General features: G+C 43.8%; 22 protein-coding genes. 4 read left to right on the top strand and 18 right to left on the bottom strand.

Going from position 1 to position 24,667, the window contains the following annotated elements; translation table 11 throughout:
- Positions 1–3: 3 nt before the first annotated feature.
- The 13 genes from AC6B99_RS15455 to AC6B99_RS15395 all read right to left on the bottom strand — a co-directional run bounded on the left by AC6B99_RS15455 (position 4) and on the right by AC6B99_RS15395 (position 14,914).
- The gene (locus tag AC6B99_RS15455) at positions 4–390 is read right to left on the bottom strand and encodes a DUF8551 domain-containing protein (RefSeq protein WP_494860865.1); all 387 of its coding nucleotides are present in this window, start codon (positions 388–390) and stop codon (positions 4–6) included.
- Between the two features lie 3 nt (positions 391–393).
- Complete coding sequence (locus AC6B99_RS15450; protein WP_494860867.1) at positions 394–807, bottom strand: hypothetical protein; 414 nt, start codon at positions 805–807, stop codon at positions 394–396.
- An 83-nt stretch (positions 808–890) separates the two neighbouring features.
- A complete protein-coding gene (locus tag AC6B99_RS15445; protein ID WP_496663668.1) occupies positions 891–4,355 on the bottom strand; it encodes a peptidoglycan DD-metalloendopeptidase family protein in 3,465 nt (1,154 codons plus the stop codon).
- A 15-nt stretch (positions 4,356–4,370) separates the two neighbouring features.
- The gene (locus AC6B99_RS15440; RefSeq protein WP_496663667.1) at positions 4,371–5,414 is read right to left on the bottom strand and encodes a hypothetical protein; all 1,044 of its coding nucleotides are present in this window, start codon (positions 5,412–5,414) and stop codon (positions 4,371–4,373) included.
- 2 nt (positions 5,415–5,416) lie between these two features.
- Positions 5,417–6,037, bottom strand: coding sequence for an S-layer homology domain-containing protein (locus tag AC6B99_RS15435; protein WP_494882331.1), 621 nt, complete (start codon positions 6,035–6,037; stop codon positions 5,417–5,419).
- 77 nt (positions 6,038–6,114) lie between these two features.
- Entirely contained in the window at positions 6,115–11,277 is a 5,163-nt protein-coding gene (locus AC6B99_RS15430; RefSeq protein ID WP_496663666.1) for a phage tail tape measure protein, read from the bottom strand.
- A 71-nt stretch (positions 11,278–11,348) separates the two neighbouring features.
- Positions 11,349–11,636, bottom strand: coding sequence for a hypothetical protein (locus AC6B99_RS15425; RefSeq protein ID WP_494882335.1), 288 nt, complete (start codon positions 11,634–11,636; stop codon positions 11,349–11,351).
- Between the two features lie 41 nt (positions 11,637–11,677).
- The gene (locus AC6B99_RS15420) at positions 11,678–12,151 is read right to left on the bottom strand and encodes a DNA polymerase III subunit gamma/tau (protein WP_496663665.1); all 474 of its coding nucleotides are present in this window, start codon (positions 12,149–12,151) and stop codon (positions 11,678–11,680) included.
- Positions 12,152–12,314: 163 nt separating this feature from the next.
- Positions 12,315–13,370, bottom strand: coding sequence for a YomU family phage tail tube protein (locus AC6B99_RS15415; RefSeq protein WP_496663664.1), 1,056 nt, complete (start codon positions 13,368–13,370; stop codon positions 12,315–12,317).
- A gap of 161 nt (positions 13,371–13,531) precedes the next feature.
- On the bottom strand, positions 13,532–13,828 hold the full coding sequence (locus AC6B99_RS15410; RefSeq protein WP_494860880.1) for a hypothetical protein: 297 nt from the start codon (positions 13,826–13,828) through the stop codon (positions 13,532–13,534).
- 23 nt (positions 13,829–13,851) lie between these two features.
- Positions 13,852–14,094 (bottom strand): hypothetical protein, encoded by a 243-nt coding sequence (locus AC6B99_RS15405; RefSeq protein WP_496663663.1) that lies wholly within the window; start codon positions 14,092–14,094, stop codon positions 13,852–13,854.
- Positions 14,091–14,384: a hypothetical protein gene (locus tag AC6B99_RS15400; RefSeq protein ID WP_494860884.1), complete on the bottom strand. Its 294-nt coding sequence runs from the start codon at positions 14,382–14,384 to the stop codon at positions 14,091–14,093. Before AC6B99_RS15400 ends, AC6B99_RS15405 begins: the two co-directional genes overlap by 4 nt.
- A 311-nt stretch (positions 14,385–14,695) precedes the next feature.
- The gene (locus AC6B99_RS15395; protein WP_494860886.1) at positions 14,696–14,914 is read right to left on the bottom strand and encodes a hypothetical protein; all 219 of its coding nucleotides are present in this window, start codon (positions 14,912–14,914) and stop codon (positions 14,696–14,698) included.
- Positions 14,915–15,620: 706 nt separating this feature from the next.
- Here AC6B99_RS15395 and AC6B99_RS15390 point away from each other — a divergent pair.
- The 4 genes from AC6B99_RS15390 to AC6B99_RS15375 all read left to right on the top strand — a co-directional run bounded on the left by AC6B99_RS15390 (position 15,621) and on the right by AC6B99_RS15375 (position 18,075).
- Positions 15,621–16,154 (top strand): sigma-70 RNA polymerase sigma factor region 4 domain-containing protein, encoded by a 534-nt coding sequence (locus AC6B99_RS15390; RefSeq protein WP_496663662.1) that lies wholly within the window; start codon positions 15,621–15,623, stop codon positions 16,152–16,154.
- Positions 16,155–16,353: 199 nt separating this feature from the next.
- Positions 16,354–17,463, top strand: coding sequence for a DUF8551 domain-containing protein (locus AC6B99_RS15385; RefSeq protein ID WP_494860892.1), 1,110 nt, complete (start codon positions 16,354–16,356; stop codon positions 17,461–17,463).
- Positions 17,464–17,472: 9 nt separating this feature from the next.
- Positions 17,473–17,691, top strand: coding sequence for a hypothetical protein (locus tag AC6B99_RS15380; RefSeq protein ID WP_494832599.1), 219 nt, complete (start codon positions 17,473–17,475; stop codon positions 17,689–17,691).
- A 9-nt stretch (positions 17,692–17,700) separates the two neighbouring features.
- Entirely contained in the window at positions 17,701–18,075 is a 375-nt protein-coding gene (locus AC6B99_RS15375; RefSeq protein WP_494860897.1) for a hypothetical protein, read from the top strand.
- Between the two features lie 118 nt (positions 18,076–18,193).
- Here AC6B99_RS15375 and AC6B99_RS15370 read toward each other — a convergent pair whose 3' ends face one another.
- From AC6B99_RS15370 to AC6B99_RS15350, 5 genes are all read right to left on the bottom strand, one after another.
- Complete coding sequence (locus AC6B99_RS15370) at positions 18,194–18,670, bottom strand: ComF family protein (RefSeq protein WP_496663661.1); 477 nt, start codon at positions 18,668–18,670, stop codon at positions 18,194–18,196.
- A 449-nt stretch (positions 18,671–19,119) separates the two neighbouring features.
- Complete coding sequence (locus AC6B99_RS15365) at positions 19,120–21,216, bottom strand: ATP-dependent helicase ComFA (RefSeq protein ID WP_496663660.1); 2,097 nt, start codon at positions 21,214–21,216, stop codon at positions 19,120–19,122.
- Positions 21,217–21,439: 223 nt separating this feature from the next.
- Positions 21,440–22,057 (bottom strand): hypothetical protein, encoded by a 618-nt coding sequence (locus AC6B99_RS15360; RefSeq protein WP_494860909.1) that lies wholly within the window; start codon positions 22,055–22,057, stop codon positions 21,440–21,442.
- 570 nt (positions 22,058–22,627) lie between these two features.
- Positions 22,628–23,356 carry a response regulator gene (locus AC6B99_RS15355; RefSeq protein ID WP_056036894.1) on the bottom strand — a complete coding sequence of 243 codons (729 nt, stop codon included), beginning with the start codon at positions 23,354–23,356 and terminating at the stop codon, positions 22,628–22,630.
- Positions 23,357–23,364: 8 nt separating this feature from the next.
- On the bottom strand, positions 23,365–24,525 hold the full coding sequence (locus tag AC6B99_RS15350; RefSeq protein ID WP_056036892.1) for a sensor histidine kinase: 1,161 nt from the start codon (positions 24,523–24,525) through the stop codon (positions 23,365–23,367).
- Positions 24,526–24,667: the final 142 nt, after the last annotated feature.

Below are 24,667 nucleotides of genomic sequence, written 5' to 3'. Positions count from 1 at the left end.
TTTCTATTTGAGAGTCTGATAATTCACCCACACATACTTAGGCTTTCCGCCCTCATTAAAAAATTCAAAGTGCAGCTGAGTCCCGCTTGGACAAGGGATAATTGCCGTTAAATACATGCCTTCCGGAATGTCCTTTGTATAAATATTTCTACAAACGAGCTTCTCTCCAACATAGAGATTCCAATAATCTTTGGCTTCGTAATGGGATACCCCAACTGCTACTGAAAGCAATTCACAATCCTCTGTAAGCTGCAGCTTGTTTTCTACTTTTCCAGCAGACTGTGATTCCAACATAATTCCCTCAATATAAGGGTTGGTTTTAGTTGGCATAAAGGGAGGATCTAGCCGCCCCCCAACGACATAACTAGCAAAATTAGCACCGCTGGACATCTATTACACCGCCTTTATATAATCAAGCTTCAGATTCTTGAATATACCGTTCTCTCTAGTAATAGTGCCTCTAACCGTACTAAAAGTTGCGATATTCGTTTCCGACTCTAATTCCTCGTTTAAAACAGCAGCCGTTGCAATTTCAATTTGGAAAGCTACCACAATTAGCTGCTCATTTCGCTCCAGCGTCAAAATCTCAACCGTCCCATTATCATAGGTGTAAACGACGGAAGTCACTAAAGCGGGATAACCAGCCATCTCCCTAAGCACATCTACACTTAAAACAAGGGGTTCTTCGGCAGCATGGTCAACGATACTTAGGTCGTCTCCACCCTTGTATAAGCCCGTTTTCTTTATTTCTCTACGGATAAGATCGAGAATCGGAAATATCTCATTCGCATTAATAAAATTATTCAAAATAACACCTCACTCTCGCTTGCATTATAAGAAAAAAAGGAAACAATTAACGTCTGTGACGTAACTGTTCCCTTTACCTTGTGTTAAGAACCGACATTTGAGAGCGTCTGCCAGGTCAGCTCCAAATTATTAATAATACCTTGGTTGTTGCCTACCAGACGATTACCTTTGACCAAATAATAATTGGCGGTAAATGTTTTTGCATCATATACATATACAGCATCCAAAATCTCAATTAACGGATTCCCTTTCACTACTACATTTTTCGTACGAGCCTGGCGCTTGAGATCAAAAAATATTTTATTCGCTACCTCTTCTTTTAATCCCCGCATCGTAGCCCCGTCTACTTCTTCAATCCACTCGAGCTGCGAGCCTGCCGTACGAATATTCCCTTTAGTAGCTACAAGCAGCGACTTATCAAAGAAATGCTCCACCATTCCTGTAGAGCCAGATATCATTAAATGGTTGCGAACACGGGAATAATCAGTTGAAGAAGTGACACCTAGCAAATTATCTCCATCAATAAACTCCCACTTCATTCCTGAAACGACCATCCAATCGGGAGAATCGAGAAAATCCATTCGTTCCATCTTGAAAGTGCCGTAACGATCACAGTACACACGATAAGGAATATCTTGAATAAGGGATTGGAGAGCATCTGTTGCCCTTGTACCAATTGGGAAAGAGACGGAAGCGACAAAAGGATTTTGCCAGCCGCCAACTGTCATAATGGATTCCTGGGAGACAGCCTCCAGCTCCCCTGTTTCCTGATTGAACTTCATGAATGTGTGTTTGCCTTTATTCACATCAATATACACCGTATCCTCAATCTCATAATCCGCGTGACGAAGGTCTTCAGGATGTGTTTTCCAGCCAGTCATGCCCGAGGCAACAACGATATCCTCCACAATGCTTGATTTAATCCATGAAAAAACTCCACTTTCCGCAGCAAAAGCCTCCTCCGGAGGATACTGCATGGGCTTATAGAATACGAATTCCTCCAGCATATCAAACCGGTCTACGCAGCTGAATGAAATCGTCTTATTTTCCGAGTTCTCTTGAATTTCCCCTTTAATCATGCCCGTAAATACACGCACAACCTCATCTCCATAGCCGGCGTAGATACGGATCGGCGTTCCTTCACTAATGACATGTCTAATTTCGCCCTCTTCATAATAAGTCATAGGAGACTCATTCAATCGGTAGGAATCAGGAAATTCCGGCTTCCTCTCCCACGTTGGCGAATAAATACCGGAAGCATTATTGAGCGTCACCTTGGCTGTTCGAGATGACATATCCATATGCGAATTAACTTCCCATTGCATAACATCTGCATCCACAGTGAACATTTCTTCAAACACAAATTCGCCTACTTCGTACCACTTTTCCTTATAGGCATCGGCAATATGAGTCGCAAATTGTTCGATAGCATAGTCATTAGCTGAATAATTCACCTGATCCAGGTACATCGTGCCAGCACCTACAGCGAACAAAATTCGATTCGCCGTATAGCTCATCGCTGTGCCTCGAACACCTGTGTTTTTCCACACATCGTCTATTTTCACATATATGTCGACATCCGTTTCATCATGGCAGACAACGGTATATTCAACAAAATCGCTTTTATTATCTACATTGTAGCTTCCTCCGCCTTGAGCTGACACGCTGCTGTCATTTATGCGGATAAGAAACGCTTTCGTACCGTTGCCAATATATAATCGTCCCGTTGTTCCCGGCTCGACTTTGACAATAAAGTTAATCGTAAACGGAAATTTCTTCACCTTGCCCAATCGTTCAATGCCCGCTTCTCCGCCCGCTGTGGAGATTGCTTGATGATCGCCTTTATCGGTCTGCTTGACCGTTCCATAAGGCGTCCAGTTGTTGGCGCTATTCATGCCATCTTCGAAATCCCACATTTGCTTGCGCTCAATGGTTTCCACGTCGAACTCCTTTGCTCTAATCCAGAGCAGGCCGAACTTACCAACCGAAGCTTTCGACGGATTAGCGAAAGAAATCTCTACTTTATGATGGCCTTTAGGAATCGGAATGGATGCCGGATAAGCAATGCCGTTTTTGGCGCTGATGCCCTTTATTTGAGTGATTAAATAATGATCGACCTTTACGGTAACAATATCCTCCAGCTCCAAATCGGCCATGTATGCCCAAGCCACATTCCCTGCTTTTACCCAATCATGTTCAAAAACAATCGTTTTGACAGCTCCAGCCCGGCTTGTCCCTTTAAAACCAAGCACATTGAACTGCGTATCGTCATCAATCGCCATAAACTGCTCCGCACCAGTTAAATCGGTGTATTTTTTCACGTCAAGATTCGTTCTCTTGGAAGTGAAATCTTTATAATACGTTTGCTTTGACGTTGTTTTATTGATCTGATAAGTGACCATTTCTTTGCTTAATTCCTGATTAGCGGTTCTCGGCTTGCCATCTCCATAACCTTTAACCCGGACGACAACCTGTTTCCGACCAAAATTTAACGCTTGCTGCTCGGTCTCCATTAATATATCTATACGATTGCCTTTAATGGCTCCACCCGTATCATCTGCTAAATAGTCTCCCCAGCTCACGCCATCTACAATAAGTTCCACCATACTTTTTAGGGGGATGACAGAAGGATCGACGGCGATAATTTTCCAATCCTTCCATACCCGCACATCGGTGCCGCTCTTCGTAATTCCGGAGCATTTGTAGCATTTTGCAATGTAAGCTGTCGCATTCATATGATATTCCTGAATGGCCGCTCCGGCCTCCTGTAGCAGAGGAGTATCCGTTGCTGAAAAGTCTCCTACCGGAACAGATTCTGCCTTTGAGGGAATCTGAATGGTTTGCGTTCCACGTAAGAAAGGCTCCGGGTTCAAATCATTGTTGTTAAGCCTGATTTCAAAATGCAGATGCGTACCATCTCCACCATTTGACCTAGAGGTTCCTGTGTTTCCTCCTAGTCCAATCAGTTCGCCTGCCCCTACTCTTTGCCCTACACTTGCGACAAGCTTGTTTAAATGAGCATATCTTGTTTGCCAGCCATTACCATGATCAACGTATACTACTTTCCCATAACCTCCATTTATACTTGATTTAGTTACCTTCCCTCCCCAAACTGCATAAACATTGTCATTCATCGCTAAGTCAAAATCGACACCTTGATGATCGCGTCTTTTAGGATTGGCTGATCTATGTCTCGAAGTAATGACCATCCCTTGAATCGTATTATTATCCGTTGTACGGCCTCTCATCGTGGAGCTTTGCAAAATGGGCATCGACATATTTGTATTTCTTAGCTCGGTTGGAATGTCGATTGGCTGACCATCTACGTAACTGGTCAATTGCTTTGCAGAATCAATAGATATAAGCTCGGATACAGCACTCTCGACGACATATTGCACAGCATCATATTTCCTGCGCAGCCCTGGCACATAGGTCATTTTATCAAGCTCGACAATGACTCTCGGTTCGTTGCCAAGCGCATTAACCTTCTCCATCATATCGCGCATCAATTGATCCGTAGGATATTGCATATTAGATACTTTAGTCAAATTTATCACCTGCCTTTATCTATATTTCTCTGTTATCCACTCAATGAAACGATTCAAGTAGGTCACTGCCTCGGCCCTGGTTATGCATGCTTCGGGTTCAAACTTATCATCCACATACAAGGGGAAAACAAAGCAGCCATCATGAAAACGCTCATTCAGCAGCGTCAAAACATCATTTTTGTACCAGTTCGCTTCAATGTCCGCCCGATCCACAATGACACGATCAAGGGAAGTATTGTATGAAAAAGTCCGATCTGTGTAGCGATTATGAAGATTCTCATAAAGGCGCCCCATAAGCGCGAAGAAATCTCCTCTACGGATCCGTACGCCAGGAAAAAAACGGTCATTCAATGCTATACAGCTTGAATCTACCATAACCGTCTCAACAGTCCGCCGATTAGCCCCGTTTATTTTGGCATTATAGCCAACAACAGCCGGGAAACCGTTATACATATAAGGCAAATAAACTTTGCCCTTGTGAATAACAAATACATCCCGTTTAAAATTAACGGCATTTCTTATTTTTAGATCCGCATCCTCGCCAGCTTGTATCGTAATGATTTTGCGCTTCAGCTTAATGCCCATCACCGTACAGGTTTCAGGCTTATAGTTCATGCTAAAAAAATAGGTCGACTTATGCTTCAGCTCCGCAGAAGGCAGCCTAAAATCCGAACATCCTGTGTACGGTGTATCCAAGCAACCTATTCTTTTCATCTCTGGTCTACCATAAGCGACACATAACACTTCTATTCCTGCAGTCATTGGATTGGTCATCGTAACCTTGCCTGTTTCCACCTTCTCAGGCATAACTTCGACGCCACCTACCAGCACAAATAAAGGATTATCAACATGGTATTTATAATCGGGTACAAGAAACTCCTGCTGTCCATCCACGGTCACGAAACGTTTGATCATTCTTTCATAGCCATCCACAAACTTGTTATAGGTCATCCCTGCCAACACATCGACTTCCCCTGTAGCATCTGTCTTCAGCCGGGTAGCCACTAGCGTATCCCTGTAAAACCAATCAAGCGGATCTACATCTATCCATCGTTTCATCCCTAGTACCCCCTCAGCAATTTATCTACGTAGCTGTAAGTTCGCATGAGCAGGGAAACCGCCTCTGCTCTAGTGGCAGGGTCGTTAGGCCGGAAATAAGCAACGGCTTCGCCATCGCTTTCCCAATTCGTGGAGATCAGTCCCATCTGCTGCATTTCATCAATATAATCCTTGGCCCAGTGGCGGTCCGTATCAATGAATTGGGTCTGGTAACGGTATTCGAACTCCTGCTTGCGTATGAGAGAAAGCGCTACAGTTACAATGTACTTGCTTTCCATCTCGGCTGTTTTGACATCCGGTTCTCCAGTTACAATGCCTACATAAATAGTACCTTTTTCATCGTAATACTTATGCTGCGTACCTACATATTGAATCCAATCCGCATATTCTTTTTTGGAATAAAATAAGAGGGTCAGCGATGCACTATAATGGGAGGTGCCATTTTGAACAAGCCCGGATGAAGATGCAAGCGTCTGATTCACCTGTGTTTTCAGAACAGGCGTTGGCGGCTTATACTCCGTAATAAGCTTGGCTTTAACCTCTGTAAAACGAATGCCATTATCGTAAAACAGCTTTTTCTTATATATGGAATCCTCTGATAAGAGGTTATTCTGTTGTGTCATTTCTCTGCCTCCTTAAATAAATCTCCCCACCTCATTATAAGGCGGGGAGCGCTTGTTCTAACGGTAGCTGCCGTGATTTATAGCAATCGGTAGTTGCCAGGATTCATGGCCATCTGATTGCGTAAATTACCGACACGTCCTACAGACAAACCTTGACCTAATGATTGCCCAATTGCCTGCAGCTGGCTTGCAGTCGTTCCGTTTGTTATATTCGGAAGTGTAATGTTAACCGTGACATCTCCCGTTCCGATTGTCGTGGAATTATGCGTATTGCCTCTGGTGAGATATTCATATCGTGTCATAGCTTGAACACCATTTGGCATATTAAATGTACCTGCCGAGGATTTCATTTCATCCAATATTCCAAGCTGTGCTTGCAAAGATTGTTTTTGCAAATCGCGAATTTCGGTATTGATTTTATCTGCCTCTTCTACACTGGCACTTGGCAGCCTGCCCTTAAGATCCGTAATTACATTCGAGATTTCTGAAATCTCAGTTTTGGCATTAGCGATACGTTTATTGCGCAATAGGGCAGAATCATCCGCCGGATTTCCTAGCTTAACTTTAAGCGCAAGCAAGTCATTTTCTCTTTGCGAGCTGTTGTCGTTAATATTTTCTCTGCCAATGCCGATAGAGGCGAGCGCATATTCTTTAAATTTTGCCTGCTCGCTACTGATGGAATTGCTCATTTGCAAAATATTCGAGGCCAGCTCCTCAGACTGGTCGCCTGTTGCTTTAATAGCTTTCAAGTTTCCCAGCTCTATTTTCAGAGAAGCAATTTTGTTCGAAGTGATCTGCTTCATTTTATCTAAATAGCTTTGTGATTCTGTATCCATTTGGTAAGCTGCTGCGAGTTCTTCCGCTTGAGCGACTAGTCCAATTCGCTGAACGTTTCGATTCACCTTTCCCGTCGTTTTTTGGAAATACTCCTGCTGTTGATTGTTCTTTTCAGTAGACATTTCCATCTCAAATTTAGCTGCAGCCTCGTTTCGTACCTCTTCCAATTTGGTTTTATTTTTCAATGCTTCTTCATATTCGAATGAATTTTTTTCAGCATTATTTAATATTTCTTCGGCTTTGGCGATATTTTTATCCAGCATAGCCAGTTCTTCATCATAGACCTCTTGCAGACTGATTACTTGTTTCTTACGCATATTGAGATATTCGTCCGAATCTGTTTTCATTCCACCAATTACAGCTTTAAGTGTTTCTTCTGAGTTGGTATTTTTCACTTTGGATAATCGTTCCTCAACTCTGCTTGATACATCTCCTAAACTAATGGAGGCTATGTTTGCCGTCCCATCCTTAAGTTTGGCTTCATGACTCTCTTTAGCTATTTTATGAAGTCGTTCTTCTTCCTCCTGAGAAACCAAGCTAGATTCATAATCGCTTACGGCTGCTTCTTCACGTAACTTATCCGTTTCTGCTTTCCTTCCTGACTGTAATGAATACCTGTCAATGACTTCCTTCTCGGTTAAATTATTATCTTTAAGATAGGTAGCAAGATCCATACGACGAGTAATATTGGCTCCTTCTTCTCTATTGAGCATGTTAATAACCCCATCTATAATATCTATTGTTCCCCCCTCTGTCAGAAAACCCGCGTGTGAAGGCTTACTCCCCATCATTTTATCAACAAGATTCATCGCATCACCAAACAACCCCGTAAAAGAATTAGCAAAAGTAGCGACACTAAAACCATCTTCCAATGAATTAATCGTACTTGCCGCCGCTTTGTCATTTTTATCACGTGTATCTGCTTCTGCACGTTTCTTTTCTGCATCCGAAGCCGTTGTTTCCCAAGTAATAGCCTTCAATGCCTCAGCCCCTACAACAGCCAAGGCCATCTGTAAACCCATAGCAGCAATACCGCCCGCCAATCCCGCGATGGATTTCCCTGCCCCCTTAGCTAGATTAGGAATATCTTTTAGAAAGCCTTTAAGACCGCCATTTTTCTGTGACTTATTAACTTCTGTATTTAAGCCACGAATAGCGTGAGACAGACTTCCGAAAGCTGCGCTAGATTGTCTCGTACTCTGCTCTGTTTTGCGTTGCTGTTGATCGTACTCACTAAGAGCTATGGATAAGTCACTATAGCTATTAATAGGGGGCAGTCCATTTTTGCTTCTCTCGCCAAGATGACCTTCAAATGATTTAAACTGCGTTTGCGACATTGACGTCATTCGTTTTGAGGCTTGGGCAAACGTGGGGGACGAGGCCATGACACGATTGTAATTATTTCTATTGGCTGTACTATAGTCCAGTTGACTTAGAAATGCAGGATTAAATTGATTGGACAGCTCCGTACTATTGCGAATTCGACTATTGTATTGCTTTTGCCGTTCAAACTTTTCAGCAGCTGAAAGGGGAGTGCTTGCGGTCCAATTTTTTGCCTCATCCATCGTCGTAAATAAAGTGGGAATATCTTTAACCTTTATTTTTTTATCCGTCAGGTAGTTTTTGAAATGTTCCTTCTGACTATCCGTCATTTCATGTAGATTGCGAATATAAGCATCTAATTCCGGGCTTTTCTGCATTGATCCAATGCTTCTCCGGCTTGTCTTTCTCAAATCACCACTAATAAGCCCACTGCCATGGAAATCTTCCAGTAAATTTTTCATACTGCTTTGCCGTCTCTGAACTTGCACTTCTTCCACGACTCCTGATTTTTTAACTCCCCACTTCACTCCCTTAATCAATAACATTCCAATCAAAACGTTAGAAAGTATCTCACCAAACCTGCTAAATAAATCAGCGTTTTTACTAACTCCATTAGCCAAACTTACCAGTACAGTTGATAATTTACTTATACTCGGAGCCATACCATCAAACACGGAACTAAAGGCTATAGATATACTTTCCATCGCCCGATTTGCATTTACTAGAGGGTTATCCAACGACTGCTGAAGCATTTGGTTGTAGGCTGTGCTTTTAGGGTCTCCTATGAACTCCTGCGTTGTATCATCCAATTGAAGTAAACGATTCATAACCTCATGCATCATCGCTGATTCAGAGGACGCATTCGCTTTCCCAAGTATTGAATCTAGCACTTCATTCTGTACGACATCCCCTTTTCCACGCAGAGCCGTTACCAACTCTTCAAAAATTTCTTCGCCTGTTTTATTTATTGTCTGACCCGATTTTTCATCTTGGATGCTCGTCTTAATTCCCAATTCTCCCAGCTTGAGCTGCGCCTTATCGGATTGTAATTCATTAAAAATAGTTGTATAAACATTATTCTTATTGTTACTCGCAAGCAAATTAGGGTTATAGCCTGTATTTAGCCCTTTCACCAAATTGGGCTCCAATGCAGCGCCTGTCATCAACAAAGCCAAAGCAGGGCTTATATCTGAATTATCTTTGTTTACTCTTGAACGCTTAGTAATATCTAGAAGCTGCTCGATCGGAATATTCGTTTGATTAGAGACCACCATAGCTGGCTCAGCAATTTGCTTCTGGACATCTGCAACTTCAAGGCCGAATTGCTGGCGAAGGGATTCTGCTCCCGTTAAAATATTTTTCTCAGAGCCGCCTGTCATACTTTGCAAGCTTAATGCAATTTCGCTCATCTTCTTGATTTCTGCTGGATCGGAGTAATAACCTGTAGCAACTCCGACGACTTGACTTACTTTTTCTCTACTAACACCAAACTTAACGGCAGCCGCATTAATAAAAGCATTTATCTCCGTCATTACATTATCTATCATCGTCTTATTCGCCATGCCAGTAGGATTGCCGTTGTCATCCACCCGATAATTATCTTTAAGCATAAAGCTCTGAATCAACTTCATTTGTTCGACTTGTAAAAACTTATAGGTTTCAATGGACTGGTTCAACATTTTTAACGGTTCTGTTAAATTTGCTATCGTTAAAAAATCATTAGCATTCCTTACTGAGCTGCTCGAAGCTGCTGATACTGCCACTACAGGAGCAGCAGTTGTTGTCGTTGCTGCAGGAGCAGCAGGCTGACTAGTTGAAGGATTTGCATTCCCTGTTGGGTTCATATTAAGCGGCTGATTTTTACCTGAAGATGTCTCTATCTCTCGAATAATAGAATTAACCTGATCATCGAACTGCTCGCGAATCTTTCGAACAAGGCTCATATTCAGCCTGTTCATTTGCGCGGTCAGATAACGCTTTAGCTGCAAAGATGGCTCTATCTTCGCTTCCTCTGTATATCCAATAATACCCTCAATGCCTTCTCCTACTATTTGCAGCAGCTTGCGGTCAAGTGCTTGGGTCACTCGATCCAAATAGGCTCTGAGTGCAAACCTTGTGTTTCCTCCATTGCCGGCTGCTTCATATTGATTAATTTGGCTAAAAGTCGAGCTAATCTCTCTGTTTAAAATGGATTGCAGCCGCTTGCCTAGCTGGCCAGCAAATAGATCTTTCCCCTCTTTAAATACCTCATTTATGCCAAGAATAATTTCATCGACATATTCCTCTAATCCCAGCTCAATCTCCTGCGGGATCTTTGATAGCTGTTCTTTTATTTCATCTGTATCCAGAGATTGATCCTCTATTTCTACTGTATTGAAAGCCCGCTTTAATCTCTCGGCAGCCTTCACGATAACCTTATTCATATCAGCAGCAGATATGGTAATACGCGCGCTTGTTCCAGCTAACACAGGGTTGCTAATCATACCAAGAATTTGCTGTTTAATTTTCCCTACAACTACACGCAAGGTCTCTTGACTGATTTCCATCTCCAAACCATCTAATGCTGGTGCTGAAATCAAATTTTCTTTGTTTTTATCAATCGTGGCTGCTAAAGCAGCAAGCTGCCGCTTCATCAATTTGGCTAGCTCTTTACTCACTTCATCAAAGTCATTACTACTAAATGACATCCGTTGCCCCATGGCATAGCCAGGATCCATTTCGATCTGAATATTGCGCATAAGCTTCTGAAGCTCACTATTCAGCTCTTTTTCCACTTTGTTGAACGCCTGACGAACTTTATCCTGGCTCAAGCTGACAGGAGTGTTTCCACTCTGTTTTATGGCGGATACATGATTCGACACTAGGGCAGTCATTTCATTGTCCAACTGCTCGCGCAAGCTGCTGCCTGATTGTTGATTGACCTGACTATTCAACGATTTAGCAGATGTCAGCAGCGACTCAATTCGTCTTTCCACCCGACCAAATCTTGAATCTAGCGATTCCAGCTCCTGCCCAAACCGCATCATATGATTGATAGACTTGTTCAACTCTGAAACTATATTTAATTGGCTATTTTCCACTGGCTTTCACCACCTTTATAAAATAAAACTCCCGCCCCTCCATGAAGGAGCAGACAGGAGACTAATCGTGCTTATAGCAGCTGGGCAAGAAAATTCATATCTTCTGCGTCAGCAACTTTATAACCCTCTACATAAGTGCCATCTTTTTTGACTACTTCCCCCTGCTCGTCGCTATCAGAGGAACCTCCCCCGCCGAACAGTCCGCCAAGGGACATCGTCGATACTTTGATGGTGAACTGTATGTGTTCATTGCATTGCTCAAGGTAGTAACCCAGCTGTGGTAGGGTCAGCTTCCACACATCGTATTTATCCAACTGGCAATAGTGTGCAAGCTTGAAGAAGATATTCGCCCAATTCACTGGCGGCTTATTGTCGTACTCTTCTTCCTCTACTTCAGTAGTTACATGGACTTTTTTAACCCATTCAGACCAATCATACAGTCGATAATCTTTTTCGCATTATCTAGATCAACGTATTCTTCCAAATGCTCCACAGTCATTGAACTGTAGTAAGGCTTAAAAGCCATTAGCAGAACATTCAAAAGCTCATCATAACGATCCTCGTCATCATCGTCATCCGGAATCAGATTTGCAATGATCACACCTGATTCAATCGTATTCAGCTTTTTCATCAGCTTGCGTGCATCTTTAAGTCCGAGTGGTGGAATTGAATAGGTTTTGCCATCACGCAGCCGAACCTTCTCGTCCTCCTCAAAAAAGACTTTCTCGCGAATATCTGCTTCCTCTTGCGTAATTGGCTTTTTCGCCACTTCTTCTTTTGCTTCCGCTTCAACCTCTTGTGCTTGCTCAGTGGCCTTCGCCACTGCTTCTGCCTCTTCATTTGCTCTTGGAATTACTGTTTCACGTTCACTCATTCAAAACGCCCCCTTTAATTTCTCCCACGTTTGATAAAAGGTAGATGACCTGCAAGGAGGGAGAGGTCCTTGCAGTCACCTCATCCATCATTCTAAGTAAATGAAATGCGAGTTTAACAATCTGATTGTAAAAAAAGACCCTCCGAGGAGGGCCTTCTATTTATTAGCAGTCAATACCTTGTACAGAGCCTACTTCGTAACGTTTAATACTTCCCAGCTTGCCGTCCGTACGTTCAGGATCGATAACGGTCAGTGTTACACTATGAGTGGAAGCTTGTTGACGCTGTGCATCAAGGGTAAAGTTGGATTTTACGCGGCATTGGAACAATTCGGTTTGGAAACCTTGAATCGAACCATCCTTTTGCTCAAATTGGCCATCATGTACAACATGAACCGTCAACGGTATGTCCTTCGTAGTAATATCCAAAATATCGACAACTTCATTGCGTTTGTAGTTGACATAAATATCTACATCTTTCAATGCCGAGTTAAACGACAGCTTGCCGCCAGATACTTTATACTCGTATTCGCCAGGGGAGGCATTCGTTGTTTTCTTCAGCAGCTTATTGCCTGCCAAAGTACGAACCGAAATTTGCGGATCCACATTGAGGGAGGAACCGAATACCAGATCAGCCTCAAAGCTGCTGCCATTTTGCTTCACGGTATGTTTTTCTTCCAGAACCCAGATGAAGCCATCTGCATCATGTGTCGTGCCTGGCAGTGCAGTTGCATATACAATGACAACAACTTTGCCAGCAAGCGCCATATCGAAATCAACATCTTTGCCCGATACCGTAACGTCAATCGATAGATCACGGCCGTTTACAACGGTTTCGTAGGCTTTAGGAGCAGGGGATGCTACTGCGACTTGAGACAGCTGCGCTGTATATGGCGCAGACGATGGAACCGTAATTGTTTCTGTTACCATGCTATATGCTGAACCTGTCACACCTTCGCGCAGCTTGGAACCAAGAACGAGGCGAACAAGGTTTAGATCGAATTTAGCAGACTCGGCTGTAATATCAATCGTTTTCTTCCGAAGCAGGGTATCGAGCGCTACACTCGAATCTCCACCTTCAATATCCTGCATATCAAGCTGGATGTCCAGCTTCATATTATTAAGTGTACCGATTGTAACGAGATCATCGCAATTCGGAATTTTCGCCATAAACTTGCCGGCACCTTTAATCAACATCTTCTTGTTTTTCGTAATTCCCATTTAAAAAAACCTCCTTCTATTTTCTCCCTCAATAGTTCATGCTATTGGGGTGTCACATCCTGTTTCGTGATGCTTCGTGAAACAATATAAGCTGTTGCAGGCTTCTTTATAACCGTCATGCGTACAAATTGACTAAATATGATTATTTTTTTATATTAGTGTTACATTACTTCAATAATAGAAACAACAGGCTGGCTGTTGGACATAAAAAATAACTTGTTCGCTCTAATCGCAAGCTGTTCTTTAAAAAGCAAACGAAGCGAATCGGCTCCAGCACTGACAACTTCTCTGTCACTTACATACACATCACCAAAACCCAAATTCTCGACAATAAGGCTGGCGTTTGGATGATGAGCATTATAGATAAAAATACCTGATCCCACCAACTGCTGAGTAAACTCTGCAACTACTTCGCCGTCCAACTCATTCATATTAATAATGCTGTTCGTTGCCATCATACTACCTCCTCCATTGCAGGCTGCTAAAATACATCCATATTTTTCATGCAAACATCTACTTGTTTGCGAACACTATTCAGATTTATAGGTAAGCGAACGTCTGCATTGTAAAGGTTCAAGTAGCTTTGTCGCATGGCGGCAAGCTCATCTGAAATGATTCCTTTGCCTTCATTCTGAAATACTCGCTCCAAATCTACATCCATATCACTTACACCCTGCTGCATTTCTTTCAGTACATGATAGATGTCTCCAAAAGTCATCGTCATACAATTCTAGTCCTCCCTATATAGTCTTTTTTATCGTTATAAGCGGCATCTATACAGCTTTGCAAACACTGTCGATGCGCCTGTATGAGACCATGTAAGCTGAGCTGCGAATCGACCGTTTGCCCCATAATAAATGCTAACAAGCGTTCAAGCTGTTCTTTATTTCTGCGAAGAACATCAATACTGGCAGGAGAAGCATGATGCATCGCCTTTTCAATACGCTTAACCGCATTTACGATTCGGTCCACATCACTCACAACCACTCCTAGCGTATAATTAAAATCAGCCATTGTTTCCCTCCTCTCTGCAAACGCATTTATCCGCCCCTACGCTTCATGCATGGCCGACACCCCGTCATCGTTCTAGGCATAACCTGTGTTCTCGCATGCTGATTCTGCATATCCTCCGATCTGACGAGATTTCCCGTAGCATTCATCAGTTTACCGGTTAACTCCCCGATACAGTGCAGACATAGAAGCGCATCTCCTTGCAATCCCTCAGCTACAAAGCTTTCCCTCGCCTTATCAGTCACGTAGCGAAATTCGCATTTTATGCATTTGACGTACAAGTTCATAAGAACACCTCTTCATTCCCATTACACTCACCCTAAACCTAGCAGCTTTCTGCGCAGCTCTTCCTTCTTCTTGTCTTGAGCACAAGGTCTGCAATCGTATATTCCCATATATTGATTTAACAGCTCCTCATAAGGGATATACAGCACCTCCGATAAACAATGAATGCATTTCTCCGGCGGAGTCTGATACACTCGTGCCAATACTCGTGCCTGCTGCGTAATAAATCGACCACATATGCATTTCATTACAATCCCCCCTTCTTTCAATATAGGGAAAATAGCTCCCATCCGAACAAAATAGAAGTACAATCACTCTATTGACCGAACAAACGTTCCTATGTTAAAATTAAAATAAGAACATTTGTTTCCAAATTGAGTTATTTCAATTTCCTTAAAAGTCGGATAAAATCCATTTTTATTTAAATATATTTTTTCGGCATCATATACAATTTTCAAACAGGTCTTCCGATATATAAAATAGTAAAAGCATGACCTTAGCATCAATATTGCACTTTACCTAGATACTAAGACTTACCTTTTCTCTTTTTTTTAAATAATAAGGTATTTAAATTACCCAACAATTCAGGTTTAGATATTAAAAGTACTCTTCACATAGCACATCCTATATTTAAGAAAAGAAAGAGGGGAAATTAAAGATAATACTTATTCATATTTATAAGTTGCAAATCTACTTATTTGGAAAAATAAATAAAAATCAGACGCAACTATTATATAACTATCTCCGACAACTAATAGTAAGGAGAAAAAGGGAGGAAAACGCAAAAAAGACAGCCCTCATTCTGCTGCGTACAACTTTATACCTATAGAAGGATTTATCCAAAAAAAATATCAAAATTTCAAGGATCAGTTATGGTGCTGCACACACCAGAACTGCTATCCCTAGCTTTGCTGCGCTCGAATACACAAATACGAATAGCTGGAGGAACTATTAATGAACATGATAAGCATACAGAACTTCGATATTAACGCTCTCACACCTATTTTTAACCATATTCTAAAAAATGTACGCTACGAAGACAGAGCTGATGTTAAAAGCGAGTCTATTGTGCGTATATTGAATGCAATCCGAACAGGCAAAATAAACAAAAATCTATTCACTTTTGCTCACACAGTTGTTCAAAGAACAGTATTTGACTACTATCGCAAAAATAATAGAATGATCGTCAAACATAGCACTTTAGTTAACTTCTGTGATGGTGCGCATGAAGAAAACAATACTTCGGTTGATAGCTTTTCATATAAAACAGAAGAAGTGGGTTATGACTTATCAGATGTGAAAAATGATTATTTCAATAACAAGGTTCGCTTCACTGCACAAGAACGCAAAATTATTGAATATATGCTATTTACCGAAGAGGGTATGGACATGAAGCCGACTGAAATTTCTAATCTATTAGATTTGAACAAGTCCCATGCTTCTCGTGCGATGAACAAACTTAAGAAGATATGCCAGGAGTATGCCTAACTTTTTCAGAAAGCTATTCTAGGTCATTATAGCATAAATCACCATAAGGATGGCTTAAAAAACTTTAATATTTACCCACAACACACATAGCTTTGTTAACTATATTCATTATGTTACCACAGGTCAAGGGTTGTTGCAACTTTCGGCTTTGGCTGGGCTTTATCAAACGTATCATCACTATTACAGAGGGGGAATTACCATGTTCGCTCAATATATAGTCGGCGGAAGGCTGGATCCACCCTTTCATCCAACCAAGCCTTCATCAAACTTCATTGGTAGAACCATAAACATTCCGTCAAAGCAAAATGGCGCTAGAGTGATTAAGGATACCTTCCATTTTTCCAATGACCTTGAATTTTATGCGATTTCTATTCGCGCATCAAATGCTGACCCGAAGGATTACTGGAATCTTACACTAGGCGGGAAAACGATAGCCCAACGTATTTACTGTAAAAGCTATGAAGAAGGCCTCTATCTTCAAGTAGCATACCCCGTTGCGGCAGGCACTGCTTTCGCTTTTGAATATCATACAGCACTAGGCAAGTCAAATACGTTGGATATTATGTTTCACCTTCTTACTGACGAGCATGTAAACCTGGTGCTAACTGGCACAACAGATTTAGGCGGCTATCCTGACCCCCATCCAGAAACACCGGAGCACCCTGAGCCTCTAGGAGGAGAGATACAGCTTCCCGTCACCTGGCAGCCCTTTACATCGGTCGCTGCTGCCGAGGAGTGGGCACGGAATCTTGGCATTGAAACCAACTTTGCTCGCAAGCTTGATGCGGCCAATTACGTAACAGAAGCTCTGGCCATGCTGTTAAATCAATGTGGAGAATTTGCTTCCATGATCAAAAGATTTCCGCTTACCGTAAATATTAAAAGCGGCAGAGGTGCCAATGGCTATTTTAATTCTTCCACTGGCGAAGTTGTCATTAGTAATACCTATGACTTTACTAATGCAGCTACCATTACACAGGCAGAATATGAAGCAGGCCAAAAGTCTTCGCCCTTTCGGCTAAGAACCATTATGCACGAAATGGGCCACTGGCTGCACTTTCAAAATGTAGGGGAAGCGGACTTTTACCGTATAGCTATGCTGGACCCCGATAATTATGGCGCTCAGACGATTTTATCCAATAGAGAGGCCTCCTATATCGCGAATAATTTAAGCAACTATGCTACACAATGGTTTCCCATTGAATTAATAGCAGAAACGTTTTCAGCAAAAATGACCGGAGTTCCTGTAGATCCGAGAATATGGGAATGGTATGAACAATATGGCGGATATAAATGTTCCGGCTGGTAGGAGGCCCTTATGGATATAACGATTCCTTGCGTGTTTTGCAAACATTTTAATAGAGATGATCGTTCAACAACATCATGCGCCGCTTTCCCAAGCGGAATACCCAAAGATATTCAAGAGCTTAAAGCTATTCACACTCAGCCCCATCCCGCTGATAATGGCATCCAGTACGAACCAATCAGTGCTCAGAAAGATTACTTCAACTTTTTCAAAGCAGAACTAAGGAAATAAGGTGATAAAATGGTAGGATTCATGAACAAATGTCCCCACTGCGGATACAAGTCTTCATTCACACCGGAAGAAGCTGAATGTGATAAAGCATTGATGTTATGGTGCAACCATTGCGGCCATTTTATTAATCAGTCATTTACGATTCAGACATTCGAAAAATGGTGGTCACGCTACGATGAAGGAGAAGAATTGTTTAAACCTCCAATCAGCAAACAACTGCTAATCAAGCTGAAAGCTTTAGAAAATGAAATCCAGGCAGATCAGGATTGTTTTTTAGATCATGTGCAAATTCATTTGAAGGATTTCACGGATTATTTGTATACCGAAGAAGGAACGGAAGAAGAGCATATTTCACAGCCTCCTAAAGCTGAGTCTGAGAAATAATGCGATATCAATAAGGTAATTTGTACAGCAAAAAGGGCTTTACAGCGTGTATTGAAAAACAAAGGTACACGCTGTTTACATTGGATTAGATTGGCTTAGAATACGTTTCTAATAGGCTTCAGGAACGCGCCCAAGTTAGAGCGTATATTTCTAAAGGGCAGGATACCCTTCTAAGAATGGCCTCCGAGCAAGCTTGAATGGTGCTTCCTGTCGTATAGATATCATCTACAAGCAACAGCCTCATCGGTGCGTCTTGTGAGACAGACTTGGACAAGGATTGAACCAAGCCTTCCAGCCCTCCCCGTTCAACATCAAAAATATTTTGCATATCTCGCATTCTCTCCGAGCGCGTTTTAAAGCTTTGCTTGGCTGAATGCTTTTGGCGTGCCAATAAGTTCACTAGCGGGATTCCACAGCTTTGGGAAACCCATGCTGCCAGCCTTTCCGCCTGGTTAAAACCGCGTTCCTCAGCCCTCTCAACGCTAACAGGCACGTAAGTAATGGCGTGCCAAATATGAGACCATGGACTTCCCGCCCGGATACCAAGCCTTCCTGTCAGCTCACGAGTCATCTCGGTGAGAGGGAATAGCAGCATTTCTCCTAAAAAAGGCTCCAGCGTTTCATTTCCCCGATATTTATACTTAGCTAAAAGCTCCCGCATCTGCTCGCTATATTGTACCGCACTCCTGTTGAGAACAAAGGCAGCATTACTGCGCCTTATGCAGTCAGGGCACTCCACAGCCCGTCCACATATTCTGCAACTTAGGCTTCGTATCCAAGGAAATGTCTGCAAACAATTCCTACAGAGCAGCTTTGCAAAGGATGTTGACATTATGCTCCTTTTCGCTAGATCTTTTGAAAATCCCCCACGCTGCAGCGTCTTTGCGATTTTGCCGCATAATGGACAAAGCTGAGCGGATGGGCCGAGCAAACCCAAAGTATTCCCCATATAATTGACAAGCTTCTGCCCTAAACGGTATATTGTGATACTGTTCATCTCAACGTACGCCTCCTTTTCATAACTTTCCCTTCATACTCAATTGCCTAACTGAGATAACCTTTAGCTCGCGCAATACGATTCATCTTTTTAATATGATGGACAGCCCTCATCTGGGAGCGGGTGTGTTCTTTGGCGCAAAAAATAACATTGCCATGCGGGTCGTCACTGGATCTTCCTGCTCTCCCCGCCATCTGCACAAGCGAAGCTTCATCAAACAGCTGTCCATCTGCATCCAAAATAAAAACATCGCTTCTTGGAATGGTTACCCCGCGCTCCAAAATCGTAGTCGTCACCAGAATACGAATTTCGCCGGCTCGGAAACGCTGCACCTTGTCAGTTCGCTCCGTATCCTGCGAAGAGGTGCCCGCTACTTCGAGCTGCTTAAGCACCGTCTGCAGCAGCTGAGCCATACGTTCGACCTGCGAAATACGCTGTACAAAAACAAATAGCTGGGCACCGCGTTTCAAGGAATACAGCATCGCTTCTTTAAGCCGCCTCGTTAGCTGGAGCTTTACCAGCATTTGCCCCACGCTAGGTGTTCGAAGCAGCCTCGGAACGGGGAGCGGGTGACGATGAAATCGTACAGGTACTCTCGCATGAGCAAGCCTGCCCCGCCGTGCAAGCTGCTGCAGCTCGGTCGGAGGTGTTGCGGAAAGTAACACTCTTCTTCCTGTTGGGGAGCAGCTTTTATCCGCAGCATAATGAAGCTGGGGATCATTGTGGTATGGAAAAGCATCCAGTTCGTCTAAAATTACTAAGTCGAATGCTTGGTTAAATCTCAGCAGCTGATGCGTCGTCGCAAGCGTAATATCTCCTTGCTCCCACCGCTGCTCGCTACCGCCATACAGCGTGACCACATTGTGTTCCGGAAATGCCCTCCTAATGCGCGGACTCAGCTCCAGCACAACATCCCTTCGCGGCGTAGCTATTAATGCTTTGCCCCCGCGGAGTAGAATCGACTCCACAAGAGGAAAGGTCATTTCTGTTTTGCCGGCGCCAGTGACCGCCCATAGCAGGAAGCTGGTTTGATGGGCGTCCGGCGTGCGGGTTAGAGCATCGTGAGACGATTCAGAAGATGAGCGGCTTGGAACAGGACGCTCTATAAAATGAAGCGCGGCCTCTGCCGCCGCTGCTTGGGCAGGGCTTAGCCCCCAGCGCGCGAGTCGCTGCTTTGGGGGCGAAAGCTTGGAAGCGGAGCTGCTGGCGGCGCCAGCTCCGCCTAATATAAGCAGCTCGCATTCGCGGCTGCGCCCCATTGTGAGGCATGCGGTGCAATACGCGCATGCCTCCCGCCCACAAGCTGCACAGGGCGCCTTGTGCAGCTGCTCTTCTCCGCTGCCGCAACGCAGGCAGCGAAGCCCGCGCTGTGCGCGCTGTGGCCAGCCTGCTTCGCGGCTGGCCCTCATTGATACAGCGCTGCGCAGCTGTATCAAGCCCAGCAAGGACGCTAGCTGCAGCGCAGCGTCCTTCTCCACGGCAGGGACAGCTGCCGCAGGCGCTGTCCCTTCAAGCAGTGCGTGCGCTTCGCCGCGCAGCAGCGCACGGCCTTGCAGCGCCGCTGCCGCCTGCTGTGCGGCGGCGGCAAGCGCCTGCATTGGCGCGCGTTCCACTCCGCGCGCCATTCCGTCCCGCTCGCGGCTATCCGCAGCGAGCGCTTCGCGCATGTCCATGGCGGGCATTCGCTCCGCCAGCCCCTCCCGCCCAAGCATCAAACCAGCAGCTTGACTAATTATTTCTCCCAAGCGGCTTAACGCCAACTGTTCACTCGTATCTCCTAAGCTCTCACCCCACCTCTCACCAACAGCCCCACTGCTTATGCCAGTCCTCTCCCTTCCCCTGTTCCTCAGATGTATTCTGCCTTCACCCAGCCATGTTCTAAAAATATTAAACATAGAATATCCGGTACTGCTCCTTGCTGTCCTCCCCCCTCCCCACACTTCTCCTTTGTCTACATTCATTGCATCTGATCCCGCTTCATTAAAACGCTCAGCGACATCCAAAGCTATACCGAGAGGAAGCGACATTTCCCATAAAAGCAATCTCTCCGCATCGTGCCAGAAGGAGGCATCCACCTCAGGCTTCATAGTTACTCGACATGACCAACGCGCGGATTTCAGCATAAGATAGATATAAGCTTTCATTTAACTCATCTCCTTCCCAAGTGAAACACAAAAAAAGCACACCTCAACAACGCCTAAGCGCTATCAAAGATGTGCTTCATCTTCATTATTCCAACTGAAATACTTATAGAAGTCATGTCAAAGTATCTAAATATACTCAGGCATGAACAAGCTATAAATCAAATTCTATTTTTATTACTATAATAGATTTCCAGCCTTTTATCAACGACCTTTCCCTTTCCCTTCAAAAAGGAATTTTGGATAAATCCTCTGGATTTTGCAAATCAATGACGACAGGGTATTCATTTTTCGTTATGACTCCGTCTGCCTGCATTCTCCACAATAAACTGGATGCTGTTCGTTTCGATTTGCTTTGCGGATTGTTCAGCTTACGCTTAGTCGCATAATCCGGCTTTAGCTTGGGATCTGTGTCCTGCTCCAACAGCCGGTTTTCCGTTTCAACGCCAAGTTCCTTTTCCTCTAATCCATGCTCACTTAAATGCTGTATTCTACTCACACCTGCTCGCCCTTCCTCTGAAATCATAGAGGTCGATTCAACTTCATTATAGCGATCCACGTATAGGTTGATTCCTCCATCTGCTCGGTTCAACCGCTGTATAATTTCCCTTGTTTGCTCACTGAGTCCAGCGTCTACGACAGTCAACTGAACATCTACGCCCATCCAGCGCGAGAACGAGAAGAAGGATCGGATCATCCGTTCCATATTAGAATGCTGGGGATTTGCAAGCAGCACATAATGTCTGGCAGAACGCCGTTTATGGCGTTTCCAGCGGTAAACTGCATGTACCAGGAAGCCCGCCAGCACATAGCAGCCCACGACTATTAAAAAAATGTTGATCATGGCACCGCACCTCCTGAAAATAATTCAATGCTTGTTTCCTTTTTCCTATGTGCGTCTCCAAAGGAATACCTGGCATAACGAGCCGATTTCCCTATAAAATAAGCCCATCATTTTTACACCTTTCTCGGCACCTGCCCATGCCTGTATTCCAATAATCCGTCGCTCTAAGCTTCTGCTTCCTTGACAGCCATTTTTGCCGCCCTAGGCTCACTTCTCAGGCCATCCGGGCGCCCCAGCAGATGCTCTGCTGCCCTAACCTGTCTTGTTCTGCATTATATGCTTGCGGGCGCCTAGTGGTTCCACCATTAGCGGACAAGCGCATAGCTCTTGGCTAAAAAAAATAATTCCCTGTGCAAACCCCTTTACGCCATAAAAAAAGCTCCCGGCCATATGACTATGGTCCCGGGAGCTCTTCTTTTCTGCCTATTTATTTTTCCCTTGTATCATCATTCGCTTCTGATACTAGAATCATCTATTTAATAAGCTACTGCCAGCTTCGCAAAGCTTGGTCCTTCGGACACCTTTTGCGGCACTATGCAGCACACATTCGCTCGCTTTAGGCTTAAACGGCTACAGCGTAACCCACCCAAACTTAATGGAGTTGATAACGGCTTGCGTGCGATCATCCACTTCCATTTTTTGCAAAATGCTGCTAACATGGTTTTTAACCGTTTTTTCGCTGATGAATAGAAATTCACCGATGAGCTTGTTACTTTTGCCCTCAGCCATCAGGCGCAATACTTCAGCCTCACGACGCGTTAATGGGTTGTCATCGCCAGCGACAAATTTCACGCCTGGCTCTTTCGCTGCTGCCGCGCCAGACACGACACCCATTTCATCCAAATACGTCATGCGACGCAGCTGGTTGATCAGCTTGCCTGTGACTTTAGGATGTATGTAAGCATGTCCGTTAACTACGGAGCGTATAGCATTAATGAGGGCCTCTGCCTCCATATCTTTCAGCAGGTAGCCAGTCGCTCCTTTGCGAAGCGTCTCGAACACATAACTTTCATCATCATGAATCGACAAAATGATAACCTTCACATCTGGGAAAATCGTCTTAAGCCTCTCGGTCGTTACGACCCCATTTTCAATCGGCATATTGATGTCCATCAGGACGATTTCTGGAATCGTATGATTGCAAAATTCGAGCACCTGAATACCATCACCGCATTCGCCAATGACCTCCAGGTCCTCCTCCATATTCAAGATACGTTTCAATCCTTCACGAAAAAGCTGATGATCGTCAGCAAGCAAAATTTTAATTTTACGTTTATGATTAGGTGCGCTTTGGTTCATTCGTCATCTTACTCCTTTCTATTCTCCGCTGTAATAGGGATTTTAAATATAATCTTCGTGCCTTTTCCTAAATTTGAGTCTATATCCATCTTCCCTTCCAAGAGATCAATCCTTTCCTGCATGCCAACTAACCCAAAATGCGAGTTGTCTCCGTTATGCACCTGGATAAGCTCTTGTTGGAATCCACTACCATTGTCGAATACGGTGATTGTAACTGAATCTGAGGTATAAACCATGTCTAGAGTAACGTAAGAGGCATTAGCATGCTTAAGCGCATTGGAGTAGGCTTCTTGGACCAAACGGTAAATAGCAGCTTCCATGGCGGAAGGCATCCGTATCTCTCTGCCCGTAAGATCAAATACAGTATGTATTTTTGTTTTCTCTTCAAAGTCCTGTACAAATTTGCGCAGCGTGGGTACAAGTCCCAAATCATCAAGCGCCATTGGACGCAGATTAAAAATAATTTTGCGAATTTCCTCGAGTCCTAGACGAACCTGACCCTTTAAATCTACTAATTCGTCCTGTACTAGCTGAAATTCCTTCTTTAGAAACATTCTTTCTGCAATTTCCGTACGCATGACAATATTTGCAAGGGACTGCGCCGGTCCGTCATGGATCTCACGGGCTATACGCTTGCGCTCTTCCTCTTGGGCTAAAATAATCTTCAGGCCAATCAGCTGCCTTGTTTTAGCAGATTCTAAAATACGCGTGACCTGATTGAGGTCACCCGACAAATATTCCAATACGACATTAATTTGTGAAGCGATCATCTCTGCACGCTCAATCGAGGATTCTACATTGCGCACGCGCTTTTGCAAATCATCGCGTCTCGATTTTAAATACGTTTCCTTCTCGCGGCAAACCATTAAATCGAGCTGAATCTGCGTCGCTTTCTCATACGCCGATTTAATATCCTCTTCCTTATATCTGACGAAATCACGGCTAACTTCCGTTAGACGGATTCTCGCCTGCCGATAATCCAGCTCAAGCTGATCGACTCTTTCAATCGTCTTTACCGTTTCCTGAATAACCACTTCGAGCTCCTGCTCAAGTGATTCCAATTCAGCGCGTGCAGCCTCGCAAATTTCAAAAATCTGAAATTTGCTGTCCTCCATGACCTGCGTCGCATTCGTAATGACACGGTTAATATCTAAAATATGTTGATCCATAAAAATTCGGCAACCTTTCCAATAGAAGGTTCTTTTAGACTATCATAACACAATTGCATAGTCCGCCGCCTCCTTGGCCTTGAACTCTAGCTGCCAGATGCTGCGGGAACGTGAGGGAATAGAGGTGAAATTACCCATTATA

This window comes from Paenibacillus liaoningensis (genome assembly GCF_059609455.1).
Note: the sequence above shows the minus strand (reverse complement) of the source record. Positions and strands in the feature narration are given on the sequence as shown.

Coding starts and splice junctions, on each gene's coding strand:
- AC6B99_RS15365 (WP_496663660.1), bottom strand. CDS start 21,216: ATGAAAGCTTATATCTATCTTATGCTGAAATCCGCGCGTTGGTCATGT.
- AC6B99_RS15380 (WP_494832599.1), top strand. CDS start 17,473: ATGGATATAACGATTCCTTGCGTGTTTTGCAAACATTTTAATAGAGAT.
- AC6B99_RS15370 (WP_496663661.1), bottom strand. CDS start 18,670: ATGCTGCTATTCCCTCTCACCGAGATGACTCGTGAGCTGACAGGAAGG.
- AC6B99_RS15410 (WP_494860880.1), bottom strand. CDS start 13,828: ATGATGGCAACGAACAGCATTATTAATATGAATGAGTTGGACGGCGAA.
- AC6B99_RS15395 (WP_494860886.1), bottom strand. CDS start 14,914: ATGAAATGCATATGTGGTCGATTTATTACGCAGCAGGCACGAGTATTG.
- AC6B99_RS15440 (WP_496663667.1), bottom strand. CDS start 5,414: ATGAAACGATGGATAGATGTAGATCCGCTTGATTGGTTTTACAGGGAT.
- AC6B99_RS15360 (WP_494860909.1), bottom strand. CDS start 22,057: ATGATCAACATTTTTTTAATAGTCGTGGGCTGCTATGTGCTGGCGGGC.
- AC6B99_RS15390 (WP_496663662.1), top strand. CDS start 15,621: ATGAACATGATAAGCATACAGAACTTCGATATTAACGCTCTCACACCT.
- AC6B99_RS15420 (WP_496663665.1), bottom strand. CDS start 12,151: ATGAGTGAACGTGAAACAGTAATTCCAAGAGCAAATGAAGAGGCAGAA.
- AC6B99_RS15400 (WP_494860884.1), bottom strand. CDS start 14,384: ATGGCTGATTTTAATTATACGCTAGGAGTGGTTGTGAGTGATGTGGAC.
- AC6B99_RS15350 (WP_056036892.1), bottom strand. CDS start 24,525: ATGGATCAACATATTTTAGATATTAACCGTGTCATTACGAATGCGACG.
- AC6B99_RS15415 (WP_496663664.1), bottom strand. CDS start 13,370: ATGGGAATTACGAAAAACAAGAAGATGTTGATTAAAGGTGCCGGCAAG.
- AC6B99_RS15355 (WP_056036894.1), bottom strand. CDS start 23,356: ATGAACCAAAGCGCACCTAATCATAAACGTAAAATTAAAATTTTGCTT.
- AC6B99_RS15455 (WP_494860865.1), bottom strand. CDS start 390: ATGTCCAGCGGTGCTAATTTTGCTAGTTATGTCGTTGGGGGGCGGCTA.
- AC6B99_RS15435 (WP_494882331.1), bottom strand. CDS start 6,037: ATGACACAACAGAATAACCTCTTATCAGAGGATTCCATATATAAGAAA.
- AC6B99_RS15405 (WP_496663663.1), bottom strand. CDS start 14,094: ATGACGATGACTTTTGGAGACATCTATCATGTACTGAAAGAAATGCAG.
- AC6B99_RS15375 (WP_494860897.1), top strand. CDS start 17,701: ATGGTAGGATTCATGAACAAATGTCCCCACTGCGGATACAAGTCTTCA.
- AC6B99_RS15385 (WP_494860892.1), top strand. CDS start 16,354: ATGTTCGCTCAATATATAGTCGGCGGAAGGCTGGATCCACCCTTTCAT.